The 13,534-nt window shown below is 68.9% G+C and carries 9 protein-coding genes; 4 read left to right on the top strand and 5 right to left on the bottom strand.

The genetic code is table 11. The annotated features are described in order from the left end of the window. Window positions 1–182 precede the first annotated feature (182 nt). Window positions 183–1,763, bottom strand: a complete 1,581-nt coding sequence (locus ACFSGX_RS06560; RefSeq protein WP_380928493.1) for an N-acyl-D-amino-acid deacylase family protein — start codon at window positions 1,761–1,763, stop codon at window positions 183–185. Further along, window positions 1,760–4,117, bottom strand: a complete 2,358-nt coding sequence (locus ACFSGX_RS06565) for a penicillin acylase family protein (protein WP_380928494.1) — start codon at window positions 4,115–4,117, stop codon at window positions 1,760–1,762. The genes ACFSGX_RS06560 and ACFSGX_RS06565 overlap by 4 nt, the downstream gene beginning before the upstream one ends. A 311-nt stretch (window positions 4,118–4,428) precedes the next feature. On the opposite strand from ACFSGX_RS06565, the gene ACFSGX_RS06570 reads away from it, so the two are divergent. Beyond that, entirely contained in the window at window positions 4,429–7,389 is a 2,961-nt protein-coding gene (locus ACFSGX_RS06570; RefSeq protein ID WP_380928495.1) for a TonB-dependent receptor plug domain-containing protein, read from the top strand. A 153-nt stretch (window positions 7,390–7,542) separates the two neighbouring features. On the opposite strand, the gene ACFSGX_RS06575 is transcribed toward ACFSGX_RS06570, so the two are convergent. The 3 genes from ACFSGX_RS06575 to ACFSGX_RS06585 all read right to left on the bottom strand — a co-directional run bounded on the left by ACFSGX_RS06575 (window position 7,543) and on the right by ACFSGX_RS06585 (window position 10,206). Further along, complete coding sequence (locus ACFSGX_RS06575) at window positions 7,543–8,271, bottom strand: GntR family transcriptional regulator (RefSeq protein ID WP_380929992.1); 729 nt, start codon at window positions 8,269–8,271, stop codon at window positions 7,543–7,545. 5 nt (window positions 8,272–8,276) lie between these two features. Continuing rightward, window positions 8,277–9,164: an N-acetylmuramic acid 6-phosphate etherase gene (locus ACFSGX_RS06580; protein ID WP_380928496.1), complete on the bottom strand. Its 888-nt coding sequence runs from the start codon at window positions 9,162–9,164 to the stop codon at window positions 8,277–8,279. Window positions 9,165–9,249: 85 nt separating this feature from the next. Further along, the gene (locus ACFSGX_RS06585; RefSeq protein ID WP_380928498.1) at window positions 9,250–10,206 is read right to left on the bottom strand and encodes a protein phosphatase 2C domain-containing protein; all 957 of its coding nucleotides are present in this window, start codon (window positions 10,204–10,206) and stop codon (window positions 9,250–9,252) included. 57 nt (window positions 10,207–10,263) lie between these two features. Here ACFSGX_RS06585 and ACFSGX_RS06590 point away from each other — a divergent pair, with 57 nt between their 5' ends. From ACFSGX_RS06590 to ACFSGX_RS06600, 3 genes are read left to right on the top strand one after another with little or no spacing between them, the layout of a single operon-like run. Continuing rightward, window positions 10,264–11,319: an SIS domain-containing protein gene (locus ACFSGX_RS06590; protein WP_380928500.1), complete on the top strand. Its 1,056-nt coding sequence runs from the start codon at window positions 10,264–10,266 to the stop codon at window positions 11,317–11,319. After that, the gene (gene nagA, locus ACFSGX_RS06595; RefSeq protein ID WP_380928502.1) at window positions 11,316–12,464 is read left to right on the top strand and encodes an N-acetylglucosamine-6-phosphate deacetylase; all 1,149 of its coding nucleotides are present in this window, start codon (window positions 11,316–11,318) and stop codon (window positions 12,462–12,464) included. The genes ACFSGX_RS06590 and nagA overlap by 4 nt, the downstream gene beginning before the upstream one ends. Then, a complete protein-coding gene (locus ACFSGX_RS06600; RefSeq protein WP_380928503.1) occupies window positions 12,461–13,534 on the top strand; it encodes a beta-N-acetylglucosaminidase domain-containing protein in 1,074 nt (357 codons plus the stop codon). The genes nagA and ACFSGX_RS06600 overlap by 4 nt, the downstream gene beginning before the upstream one ends.

Below are 13,534 nucleotides of genomic sequence, written 5' to 3' on the forward strand. Positions count from 1 at the left end.
TCGAGGCACGCTCCCCCGAGCGTAGCCGAGGGGCTATGTTGGCTTCTCGACTTCGCTCGGGATGGGCGGGTTTTAGGAGACTTTATCATTCTCTACCCTCGTTTGGTTCGAGCTTGTCGAGAACGTTGCGCGGCGTTCTCGACAGGCTCGAACCGAACGGGGGTGGGGCGGGTTTTTAGCCGTTACGATGCCGGGCAGTTGGCCGGTTTCGGACGGAGCAGGACGCGGCCCGCGGCGGTGCCGGTTGTAGCGCCGTCCTGGAGGGCGAGCTTGCCGTTGATGAGGAGCGCCTTCACGCCGACGCTGGGGACGCGGGGATGGACATAGTCGGCGCGGGGGGCGTAGCGGGTCGGGTCGAAGACCACGACGTCGGCGTAGTAGCCGGCGCGGAGGTAGCCGCGGTGGTCGATGCGGTACATGTCCGCGGTGAGGCCGGTCGAGCGGCGGATGAAATTGCGCAGGGTGATGACCTTTCGCTCGCGGACATAGGTCTGGTACTTGCGCGGGAAGGTCGCGTACTGGCGCGGGTGGCCGTCGGAGCCGTCGGAGCTGGTGACGATCCACGGCTGCTGCATCAGCAGGTCGACGTCGCGGTCGGCCATGTTGAAGCTGGCGACGCCGACGCCGGCCGGTTCGGTGCCGTCCTTGTTCGCGACGCGCATGATGCGGATCGCGGCGTCGATGGGGTCGACGTTCCACGCGGTTGCCATCTGGCCGAGCGTCTTGCCGGTCCAGGGCATGTTCTCGCTGGTCAGCAGGATCGATTCCTTGCCGCCGCGTCGGCGGAGATTCTCGACCATCTCGGCCTTGATCCGGGCGAGCGTGGCGGGGTCGTCGAACCGGGCGATCAGTTTCCTGTAGCCGCCGTCGCTGGCCCAGCGCGGGAGGAGCGAGGCGTCGACGCTGGAGCCGGAGGCGAGCCAGGGATATTGATCGGCGGTGACGTCCTGCCCCGCCGCACGCGCGGCGGCGATGGTGGCGATCAGTTGCGGCGCCTGGCCCTGGAGATCGACGCCGAGTGCCTTCAGGTGGGCGAAGTGGACGGGCATCTTCGCCTGCCGGCCGATCTCGATCGCTTCCTTGGTCGAGGCGATGAGGCCGATCGTGTAGTTCGATTCGTCGCGCTGGTGCGTGTCGTACAGGCCGCCGCGGCTGCCCGCCTCGCGTGCGACGGCGATGACCTCGTCGGTCTTGGCGTAGCTTTGCGGAGCGTAGAACAGGCCGGTCGAGAGGCCGTAAGCGCCTTCGCACATCGCCTTGGCGGCCAGCGCCTTTTCCTGTGCGAGTTCGGGGGCGGTGGGGGGGCGGTCGTCCTGCCCCAGCACGCGGCCGCGGATGGCGCCGAAGCCGACGAAGGGGACGAGGTTGGTGCCGACGCCCGCTGCGGTGAGCTTCCGCGCATCCTCTGCCACGTCGGGCGTGCCGCCGCCGTCGACGCCCATAACGATGGTCGAGACGCCTTGCGCGAGCCAGGGGAGGTTGAGGCGTTGCTTCGCGTCGGGGGAGCGGATGTAGGTGTCCGGATGGGTGTGCGCGTCGATGAAGCCCGGGGCGACGATCTGGCCCTTCGCATCGATCACCTTGGCGGCCGCCGTGCGGCGGGTGGGGCCGACATAGACGATGCGGTCGCCGCTAATCTCGACATCGCCGGTGATCGGGGCGGCGTCTGCGCCCGAATAGAGCGTACCGCCGCGGATCACGACATCGACTTGCGGCGCGGTGGGCGGGGCGAGGGCCAGGGCGGTGAGCAGGAGGGCGTTCATCGGCGGGTTCCCTTGCGTTGGCGCGGTCCGCCGAGCGTGGCGCGGGCGGCGCGGTGGGCGTCGACCGCGGCGTGGCTGAACAGCATGGGCAGCATGCGGCCGGCGATCCACGGCGCGTATTGGTCGCGGTAGTGGGCGGAGCGCGGGTCGTTGGACTGGCCGGGCAGGTTGATGAAGAGCGAGTTGTCCCACGCGCCGACATCGACGACCTGCGCGTAGCTCGCCCCGCCGCCGACGCCCCAGCCGGGGCCGTTGCCCAGCCAGCGCGCGCCGACGGTGAAGCTGTCGCCGCCCGACCCTTCGCCCTCGATCGGCGGGAAGGCGGCGGCGATGGCGGGCACGCGCGACAGCGGATGGGCGATGCGGACCTTGTGAAGTGTGCCCCAGCGCCATTTGGCCGGATCGGGGCCGAGCAGGTCCTGCGCGGTGGCCCAGGCGGAAGCGAGCGCGGCATCGAACAACGCGTCGCGCGCGGCGACCGGATCGGGGCCGAGCCGGGTGTCGGGGTGAGCGAGAAAGCCGAGCAGGATGGTGGGGGCGATGTCCTTCACGAGCGGCTTCGCGCGGTCCGGCACGATCAGCGCGAGCATGCGGGTGCCGAGGTCGCGCCACAGGATCTGGAACAGGGCGGCTTGGGCGCTGTCGGCGGCGAGGGTGCCGTCCCAGTTGCGCAGCAGGTCGGCGGCGGGGGAGGGGCGCGCGGGCAGGAGCGTGACGAGCTGGCGGCCGGGGGTGGAGACCATGTCGTGCTGGAGCGCGACGCTGTCGGTCAGGCCGTGGCTGTCCTGCCGCGACAGCACGCTGGCGATGCGGTCGTAGCGGTAGGTGTCGCGGAACGAGAAGGCGGGGATGCGGTCGCGCGGCCAGCCGGGGGGCAGATTGTCCTGATTGGCGGACGCGAACCAGCCCTTGGCCGGGTTGTATGCGCTGGGCAGATCGGTGTGGTTGCGCAGGCCGGTCCAGTCGTAGCGGCCGTCGCCGGGGACGGGGAGCAGGCCGTCGCCGGTGCGGCGGATGGGGGCGAAGCCGATCGCCTGCCAGCCGGTGTTGCCGTCCGTGTCGGCATAATGGAAGTTGGTGGGCGACGGGTGGATGCGGAATGCCTGCTGCAGCGACGCCCAGTCCTGCGCCAGGTTGATCGCGATCATGGCGAACGATCCCGCGCCGCCGGGCTGCATCGCGACCGAGGCGAGCACGGTGGCGCGGTGGTTCGCCGGATCGTGCATCACGACGGGGCCCATCGCCGCATAGCGCAGCGGGACGATGCGGGGCGGGCCGTCCTTGACCGGGATGCCGTCCTCGACCTGCACAAAACGGGCCCAGCCACCGCCGTGGCGGTAGCGTTCGGGGTCCTGCGGATCGAGGTCGAGGACGAACAGATCCTCCTGATCGATATGGAAATTGGTGCGGCCGAAGGCGAAGCGGTCGGTGTGACCCTGCATGATGCCGGGCAGGCCGGGCGCGCCGCCGCCGATCACGTCGAGGCCGGGTGCGGTCAGGTGCGCGACATGGCGCGGGCCGAAGCCGCCGATGCCGAGATGCGGATCGTTGGCCAGGATCGGTCGGCCGGTGGCGGAGCGGGCGGGCGCGATCGTCCAGGCATTGCTGCCGGCGTTGGCGCGTTCGGCCTGCGCATCGATCGGCTCGGTCGGGGTGCCGGGACCGAACGGGAGGCCGCCCTGGCGCAGCACGCCGAGATCGGCGGGGGAGACCTTGGAATAGTTCAGGCCGGGCGGGACGTGCATCGGCCAGGCGGGGCGAAGCGGGGCGACGACCGCGTCGAGATGGAGCAGGCCGAGCGCGGCGAGTTGCGCGCGGCGGACCTCGTCGTCCGCGTTACCGATCGAGGCGCCGCGGGCAAGGACGAGTTCGCGGACGTCCCACTTCATCGGTGCGACGTCGAGGATGCGATATTCGAGCGGGAGGAGTGCCGGGTCGGCGGCGAGTTCGTCGATGCGCGCGTTGATGCCGGCCACATAGGCGCGCGCACAGGCCAGCACGTCGGCGGGGATGCGCGCGAGTTCGGCGTCGAGATCGCCGCGGTAGTGGAACAGCCGCGCGACCGCATCGAACCGCGCGAAGTCCGCGCCGTAGACCTCCGCCATCCGCCCCAGTTCGCGGCGGTGGCCGAGGTCGATCTGGAACAGCCGGTCGCGCGCGACGACATAACCCTGCCCGAAGAAGGCGTCCGGGATCGACGCGGCGCGGATGTGCGGCACGCCGTAAATGTCGTCGACGATCTCGATCGGGGCATCGAGGCCGGGGAGTGTCGCGCGTGCAGGCGCCGCGGAGAGCGTGCCGGCCAGCGCCACCGTGGCGGCGGACCCGCACAGGAATGCGCGACGGTCGATCATGGGCATTTCCCCTGCTGTGGACCCGCGGGAGGCCAGGTGCGCGGTGTCGCGACCGCGATATGTCGGATCGCGTTCTGGACCATAAGCGCGGCGATGGCGAGGCGGCCATAATCGCGGGCTATGGTTTGATGCAGCGATCGATGCGGGGAAGCCCTTGACGCCCGTCCTCCCCACCGCGCAGGTTCGGGTTTCCGGCACGATCGGCGGCATGTTCCCAAAGGAACAGGATGACCGGATCGGCAGGAACGCAGGGGGCGACAGCAGCGGGCGCGGTAACGGCCGGCTGGTACACGGGCGTATCGGGGGAAATCATGACAGTTTTCGGAACAGAGCGGCGCTATTCGGCATGTCGGGCGAGCACGCTGGCGGGTTTTTCCAGCCTGGCGACGCTGGCGATCGCGGTCTGTTTCGCGGCACCTGTAGCCGCGCAGACCGGCCCGGCCCCCGAAGCGCAGGTCGAACCGGCAGCGCCGGTGACGACCACGGCACCGGATCCGTCGAGCGATGAGGTCACGGTCACCGGGACGCGCGTGGCGCGCGACGGTTATTCCGCGCCGACGCCGCTCAACATCCTGACCCAGGCCGAAATCCAGAATTCGTCGCCGACGAACAACATCGCCGATTTCGTCAACCAGATCCCGTCCGTCGCGGGCAGCACGCGGCCGTCCAATTCGCGGCTCGCGATCAGTTCGGGACTGTCGGGGATCAACGCGCTGAACCTGCGCGCGCTGGGTGAGATCCGGACGCTGGTGCTGCTCGACGGGCGGCGGTCGGTCGGATCGACGGTGACCGGGCTGGTCGACGTCAACACATTCCCGCAGGCGCTGATCAAGAGCGTGGAGATCGTGACCGGCGGCGCATCGGCGGCCTATGGGTCGGACGCGGTGGCGGGTGTCGTGAACTTCGTGCTCGACAAGAAGTATGAGGGGCTGAAGCTGTCGGCCGACACCGGCATGACGGAGCGCGGCGACGGGTTCAACACGTCGGTCAACATCGCGGCGGGCAAGTCCTTTGCCGAGGGGCGTGGACACATCCTGCTGAGCGGCGAAATCGCACGGCGCGACGGCATTTTCCAGGTGGATCGCGACTGGAACCAGGGCGGGTTCCGGACGATCGCAAACCCGGCCTACACCAACACGAACGGCCTGCCGCAGAACCTGGTGCGCAGCAACACGGGCACCGCCAACGCGTTGCCCGGCGGGATCATCGTCAATTCGGCGGGGGGCACCGCGAACCGGCTGCGCGGCATCTATTTCGGCCAGGGCGGGTCGGTGAACCAGTTCAACTACGGCACGGTCAACACCGCGACGCTGACCGGGGCGACCGCGCCGTCGCTGACCACCGGGGGCGACTGGGCGCTGGCGGACAACAACCGCAACATCGGGCTGGACGCGGACGACGACCGGCGCGGTGCGTTCGGGCGGGTCAGCTACGAACTGGCGCCGTGGATCGAGGTGTTCGCCGAAGGATCGTACAACTGGCAGAAGTCGCTGTTCAACGCCGGGCCGCAACTGTCGACGACGACCGTCCTGCAACGCGACAACGCGTATCTGATCAACGCGCTGGGGGCGGCGCAACTGGCGGGCATCACGTCGGTGACGTTGGGTACGACCGCGGTCGACCTGCCGTACCGCAAGAACAACAACCAGCGCGACGTGCAGCGTTATGCGATCGGCGCGGAGGGCGATTTCCAGCTGTTCGGCAAGAAGGCGATCTGGAACGCGTACGGCCAATATGGCGAGACCAACACGCACGAACAGCTGCGCGACATCCAGAACGTCGCGCGGGTGAACAATGCCAACGACGCGGTGTTCGCGCCGGCCGGCAACGCGCTGGGCGTGCCGGCGGGCACGATCGTGTGCCGGTCGAGCCTGACCGCGCCGACCAACGGATGCGCGCCGCTGAACCGGCTGGGCACCGGCGTGGCGAGCCAGGCGGCGATCGATTATGTGCTGGGCGATCCGTATCGCGACCAGAAGCTGCAGCAGACGGTGGCCGGCGTGAACCTGTCAGTGACGCCGTTCGCGACCTGGGCCGGCGACGTCAGCGTCGCGGTGGGCGGCGAGTACCGGAAGGAAGAAGTGTCGGGTTATGTGCCGACCGAGTTCCAGACGGGCTGGTCGGTGGGCAATTTCCTGCCGACGTTCGGGCAGTACAACGTCAAGGAAGCCTATCTCGAAACGGTCGTGCCGCTGGGCGCGGGGATCGAGTTCAACGGGGCGGTGCGCGGCACGGACTACTCGACGTCGGGCTATGTCACGACGTGGAAGGTGGGTGCCACGTGGCAGCCGATCCCGGACATCCGGTTCCGCGCCACGCGGTCGCGCGACATCCGCGCGCCGAACCTGAGCGAGCTGTTCCAGGCCGGCACGTCGCGCACCAACACGCTGACCGACAACCGGACGCAGCCGGCGCGGACGGGCGTGACGTTCCGCGAGACGACGACGGGCAATCTGGATCTGCGGCCGGAGAAGGCCAATTCGACGAACATCGGCGTCGTGCTGCAACCGCGATTCCTGCCCGGTTTCTCGATGTCGGTCGACGCGTATGAGATCAAGCTGCGCGATGCGATCGGGCAGTATTTCGCGCAGGACATCATCGATCGCTGTGCCGAGGGGCGGCAGGAATTCTGCGCCGCGTTCGGCCCCGATCCGACGGGCGACCGCGAGCTGTTCTTCCGCGCGAGCCCGTTCAATTTCAGCAAGGTGACCAACCGCGGCATCGATTTCGACGCGACGTACCGCGTGCCGCTGGACCGGATGTTCGCGGACAGCGACGCGACGCTGACGATGCGCGGGATGGCGACGCGCTACATCGACAATATCGTGGACAGCGGCGTTGCGATCCCGGTCGATCTCGTCGGGCAGAACGGCAATGGCGGGACGCCGAAGTGGTTGTATCGCGTTTCGGCGACGGTCGACCTGCCGACCTTCTCGATCACCGCGACGGGGCGCGGGATCAGTAAGGGCACCTATGCCAACACCTATATCGAATGCCAGACCGACTGCCCGGTCGGGCGGACGGCGGCTGAAGTGGCGCAGTTCCCGACGATCGACGACAACAGCGCGCCGGGGCTGTTCTATGCAGACCTCAACCTGAGCGCGAAGGTGGACCTGGCGGGGAAGGGCGACGGACAGCTGTTCCTCAACGTGACCAACTTGTTCGATCGCGATCCGCTGTTGTTGCCGGAGGGCGGGTTGTCGGCGAACTCGACCTACAGCGACCTGTTGGGGCGGGCGTTCCGGGTGGGGATCCGGATGGCGACGCGGTGAGGGGTTTGGGGGCTTGAACTCCGACCCCCGTTCGGTTCGAGCTTGTCGAGAACGTTGCGCGGCGTTCTCGACAGGCTCGAACCGAACGGGGTTGGGGTCGGGGTTTGTGAGCTTCTCGGCTTCGCTCGGGATGGGCGGGTCTTAAAGCCTTCCTCAAATCTCGTTCAGCTCCGTGACGAATTCGTAGCGGTCGCCGCGGTAGACGGAGCGGGTGAATTCGACGGTGCGGCCGTCGGGGATGCGGGTGCTGCGTTCGATGCGCAGGACTGCGCTGGTCGGTTCGATGCACAGGATGCCCGCCTCGGTCTGCGTCGCAAGCGAGGCGCGGACGCGTTGCGTGCCGGAGGTGGGGCGGAAGCCGTGCGTTTCGAGCGCCTGGTAAAGCGAGTCCTGGAGCGCGTCGAGATCGGGCATATAGTCCGCGGGGATGACGGCATGTTCGATTGCGAGCGGTTCGCCGCCGACGAGCCGGACGCGGCCGAGCCGGGCGACGCGGGCGGTGGCGGGTACTGCGAGGGCGGCGGCCTCTTCCTCCGTCGGGCGGGCGTAGGAGCGGTAGATCCAGACGACGCCGGGTTCCTCGCCGCGGGACCGGATGTCGTCGCTGAGGCTGTTGAGCCGGGCACCGCGCGCTTCGATGCGGCGCGCGACGAAGGTGCCGGAGCCCTGCTTGCGGATCAGCACGCCTTCGTCGATCAGCTGCTTGATCCCCTTGCGCACCGTGACGCGCGACAGGCCGGCGATCTCGCTCAGGTCGCGTTCGGAGGGAAGCGCGCTGCCCGGATCGATGCCGCCGCCGCTGATATGGTCGCGCAGGCTGCGCGCGAGTTGCAGGTAAAGCGGTGTGCCCTCGCCTTCGCGGGTCCAGGCGATTTCGCGCATCGTCGTCATGCCCGGTCCAATCCCTGGAGCGCCGTGCGGAGGTTGCCGCCATGATCGTCGAGCAGTCGTGTCGCGTCGTCGACCGACCGGCCGAGCGCGACCAGGACGCCGCGGCGGATATCATGGCCGGCCGCTTCGAGCGCGTGCGTCGCGACGTCGTCGTCCACCCCGGCGATATCACGGACCATGAGACGGCCGCGTTCGAGGAGCTTGGCGTTGGAGATCCGCATGGCGACCATGCGGCCTTCATAGACCAGCCCCAGCCGGATCATGATGGCGGTGGACAGGAGGTTGAGCATCGCCTTCTGCGCGGTGCCGGCCTTCATCCGGGTCGATCCGGCGACGATCTCGCTGCCGGTGACCGCGATCAGTGCATGGTCGGCGCTGGCGGTGAGCGCGGTGCCTGGGTTGTTCGCGACGGCGATGGTGAGGGCGCCGGCGGCGCGCGCCCGATCGATCGCGGCGACGGTGTAGGGTGTGCGCCCGCTGGCGGCGACGCCGATCACGACGTCCGATGCACCGATCGCGCAACCGTCGATGTCGCCGGCGGCGGCGGCGATGTCGTCCTCCGCACCTTCATAGGCCTGGGTCAGCGCGCCCGTGCCGCCGGCCATCAGGAAGATCATGCGGTCCATCGGCCAGCCGAAGGTGGGATAAAGCTCGGTCCCGTCCTGCACCGCCAGCCGGCCGGACGTGCCCGCCCCGACGAAGACGAGCCGCCCCGTCGCGCCGAGCCGGAGGGCGGCCGCGTCGGCGGCGTTGGCGATCGTCGCCGTCTGCGACTGAACGGCGGCGATGGCGGCCAGCTGTCCCTCCAACATCGCCGCCACGGCGAGTTCGGTCGGCCAGAGGTCGAGGCCGCGGTAGCGAGGGTCAGGCGCTTCGGTATTCACGATCGTCCGATCCTCTGTTTCGTTGGTTTGGCATCGTGCCGGTTGGCGCCGGGTTGGTTTGCCACGTGGTTCGAGCCTTTCCGATCTACGCGTATCTGTCAAATTTCGGTATTATATTGGTAACATTCTCGGGACTACGCCACGTGCAGACGAGGAGGCTGGCGTCGTCATGCATCTTGACCCGTGTGTAGCGGTCGTCCCGATCGACCTGCCGCTCGCGGTGGCGGAGTTGGTCGAGCCAGCCCGTGGCGTCGGCGGGTGAGGCGATGGCGAGAAGGTTGGCCGGGGTTGCCGTGTCGAACAGTTCGATCGGGCGGAGGAAGCCATCGCTGGCGATCGCGAAACGCTGACCGGGGCGGAGCGGTAAGGTGGTCTGCCAGAGATGATCGGCCGCCGCCGGTTCGGTGCCCAGCGCCCAGTAGCCGCCGTTGCGGTTCAGCATCCGGCGGTTCTCGCGCAGGACGGGCAACAGCAGCGCCCTGAGCGCGTCGGGCGCGATGTCGGGGTTGGCGGTGCGGATCGCCCTGACGGTTTCGAGTGTACGGGCTTCGATGGCGCCGAGCGGGGATTGGCCGTACAGGCGGGCGGTGCCGCTGTCGTCGACCGCGGCGACACGGCAATCGGCCAATGTGGTGATTTCCGCCCGGTTGTTCAGGACGCGGACCATGGCGAAGGCGGCGGACGGCAGTTCGTGCGGCTCGTCGGCGATGCGACGCTGCGCGGACGCCAACGCCAACGCGGTGGCGCAACGGATGATGACCGTGTGAAGCAGGTCGCGGGTCGGTTGTGCGGGATCTTCGCTCAGGCCTTCGACGATGAAGTCGTTGGCGGTCTGCGCCAGCCAAGCGGCGTCGCTTGGACTTTCCAGCAGGGCGGCACCGACGCCGGTCGCGCCATCGATGACCCAAGCGGCATTGCCGTGATGTCCGACGACATCCTCGTTCACCGGGCCGGGTCCGTCGCAGATCGTCAGATCGACCGTCAGCATCGTCATGCCCTTCGAAAGCCCCATCGCGATCGACGTATCATAACCGATCGGCATGACAAAACCATTCTAATGCCACTTGTCTTGATCTGAGAACTGGTCTGTAGTCGTCCCATGATTTCGAGCGAGACAGGCAGCGTGACGCAGATGACGCGCGAGGCGCGGGAAGCGCCGCAGCGCTGCGTCGAGCAGCTGCGGCTGAACGCGGTGCTGATGCGCGGGGCCGGGCGACGGTTGCGCGAGCTTGCGCCGCCGTTCGCCGCGACGCTGGCGCGGGGCAGTTCGGATCAGGCGGCGGCGTTCGCCAAGTTCCTGCTCGAAACGCATGGGCAGATGCCGACGCTAAGCCATGCGCCGTCGATCGGGTCGTTGTATCGCGCGACATCGCCACGGTTTCGCGGAGTGCCGCTGATCGCGATCTCGCAGTCCGGGCGGAGTCCCGACCTGCTCGCGGCGGCGGAGGACGCGCGCGCGCAGGGGGCGATCATCGTCGCGGTGGTGAATGATGCCGCGTCGCCGCTGGCCGAACTGGCGGAGATCGTGATCCCGGTGCATGCCGGGGCCGAGACGAGCGTTGCGGCGACGAAGAGCTTCGTCTGCACTCTGGTGGCGCTGACGCATCTGGTCGCGGAATGGAGCGAGGATGCGGCGTTGCTGGCGGCGCTGAAGACGACGGGTGACGTGCTGGCCGCGGCGGCGGAGGCGGACTGGAGCGCGGCGCTCGAGCCGCTGCGCGCGGCGAGCGAGATGCTGGTGATCGGGCGCGGGCCGACTTTGCCGATCGCGGGCGAGGCGGCGCTGAAGCTGAAGGAGACGTCCGGGCTGCATGCCGAGGCGTTCAGCATCGCAGAGGTGGCGCATGGGCCGATGACGCTGGTTGGGCGCGGCGATCCGGTGCTGGCGCTGGCGCCGCTCGACGTCGCGCGGACGGGGCTGGCGGAGCGGCTGGCGGACTTCGCGGCGCGCGGGGCGACGGTGATCGCGGCGGGGCATGCGGAGGATGTCACGGCGGCGCAGCTTGTGCTGCCGTCGCGAACCGACGTGCATCCGGTGCTGGGCGCGATCGCGCAGATCCAGAGTTTCTATGGGCTGGCGAACGCGTTATCGCTGGCAAGGGGGCATGACCCGGACAGCCCGCCGCATCTGAACAAGGTGACCCGGACGCTATGATGCAGGCTCTTGTCGGTGCGCGGATCGTCCTGGCGGATCGGGTGGTCGAGGAACAGGCGCTGGTGCTGGACGGCGCGCGGATCGCGGGTCTGGTGTCGGTCGATGCGTTGCCGGCGGGGTGCGCGGTGCAGGCGCTCGATGGCGGCTGGTTGCTGCCGGGCTTCATCGATACGCAGGTGAACGGCGGCGGCGACGTACTGTTCAACGACCAGCCGAGCGTGGCGGGTATCCGGACGATCGCGGCGGCGCATCGCCGGTTCGGGACGACCGGGATATTGCCGACGCTGATCAGCGATTATCCGGATGTCGTTGATGCGGCGATCGCGGCGGGCGAGGCGGCGTTGGCCGAGCGGGTGCCGGGCGTATTGGGTCTGCATATCGAAGGGCCGCATCTGAACGCAGCGCGCAAGGGGATCCACGACGCCGCGCGGTTCGCTGTGATCGATGCGGAGGCGGTGGCGCGGCTGTTGTCCCCGACGCGCGGCCGGCGGATCGTGACGCTGGCGCCGGAGTTGGCGGCAGCCGGGACGGTACGGACGCTGGCAGATGCGGGGGTGCTGGTCTGTGCGGGGCATAGCGTGGCGGATTATGACCAGACGCGGGCTGCGCTGGACGAAGGGCTGGCCGGGTTCACGCATCTGTTCAACGCGATGACGCAGTTTGCGAGCCGCGCGCCGGGGATGGTCGGCGCGGCACTGGAGGATCGGACCAGCCATTTCGGGCTCATCGTCGATGGGCTGCATGTCCACCCCGCCGCGTTGCGCGTCGCGTTGCTGGCGCGGGGGATCGCGGGCGCGATGCTGGTGACCGACGCGATGCCGCCGGTGGGCGGGACGCGCGACGCGTTCACGCTGATGGGGCAGGCGATCCGGGTGGTCGACGGGACCTGTAGCGGGCCGGACGGGACGCTGGCGGGATCCGCGCTGACGATGATCGATGCGCTGTGCAATGCGATGGATATGCTGGGGCGCGACATCGTCGACGCGTCACGGATGGCGAGCGGCAATCCGGCGCGGTTCCTGCGAATCGACGGCGAGACCGGGACGATCGCGGCGGGGCTGCGCGCCGACCTGGTCCATATCGATGCGGAGCGGCAGGTGTGCGCGACGTGGATCGCGGGCGATCCGATGGACCACCGCGCATGACGGGGCGTGCGCCCGAACTTGGGATGATCGAGGGGCGGTTCGGGCGGGTCTGGACCGCGGCGGAGCGAAGCCATGTCGTCGCGACGTTGGCCGGGGCGGGGTATGCGTTCTACCATTATGGTCCGAAGGGCGATCAGGCGCTGCGGCGGACGTGGCGGGTCGGGCATGATGCGGCGGAGACCACGACGCTGGCCCGGTTGTCGGCCGAGGTGCGCGCGGCGGGGATGCGGTTCGGCATGGCGATCACGCCGGTCGGAGCGACGCATCCGTTCGATTCGGCGGTGCGTGGCGACCTGACGCGGCGGATCGCGGACCTCGACGCGATCGGGATCGACGATCTGGCGGTGCTGTTCGACGATCTGCGCGGCGACATGCCTGAACTGGCGGCGCGGCAGCTGGAGGTCGTGAACTTCTGCGCAGGATGCACGCGCGCGACGCGGGTCTATACTTGCCCGACCTATTATTCGGACGATCCGGTGCTGGACGTCGTGTTCGGGGTGCGGCCTCGCGACTATCTGCGCGACCTTGGACGTGGGCTGGACCCGGCGGTACAGGTGTACTGGACCGGCGAGGAGGTGTGTTCGCGCGAGATTGGCAGCGGGCATCTGGCGCGCGTGGCGGGCGAGCTTGGGCGGCCGGTGTGCTTGTGGGACAATTATCCGGTCAACGACGGGGCGCGGATGTCGCGGTTCCTGCACCTGCGGGCGTTCAGCGGGCGGCCGGCGGGGATTGCGGCGCAGCTGTCGGGGCATGCGATCAACCCGGCGATCCAAGCGCACCTCGGGTGTCTGCCGGCGCTGACGTTGCCGATGTTGTACGCGCAAGGCGACGACTATGCCTATGGCGCGGCATTCGGGGCGGCGGCGCGGGCGTTGCTGGGCGATGGGTTTGCGGAACTGTTGCAGCAGGACCTGCCTGCGTTGCAGGATGTCGGGCTTGAACGGCTGGGTACGCGGCGCGATCGGTTGCGGGTGCGTTATGCGGGGATCGATCATCCGGCGGCACGCGAGATCGTGCGGTGGTTGGACGGCGACGACCTGATGACCGACGACGAAGTGCAGACGCAGTAA

This window comes from Sphingomonas arantia (assembly GCF_042682045.1).
Classification (GTDB): domain Bacteria; phylum Pseudomonadota; class Alphaproteobacteria; order Sphingomonadales; family Sphingomonadaceae; genus Sphingomonas_R; species Sphingomonas_R arantia.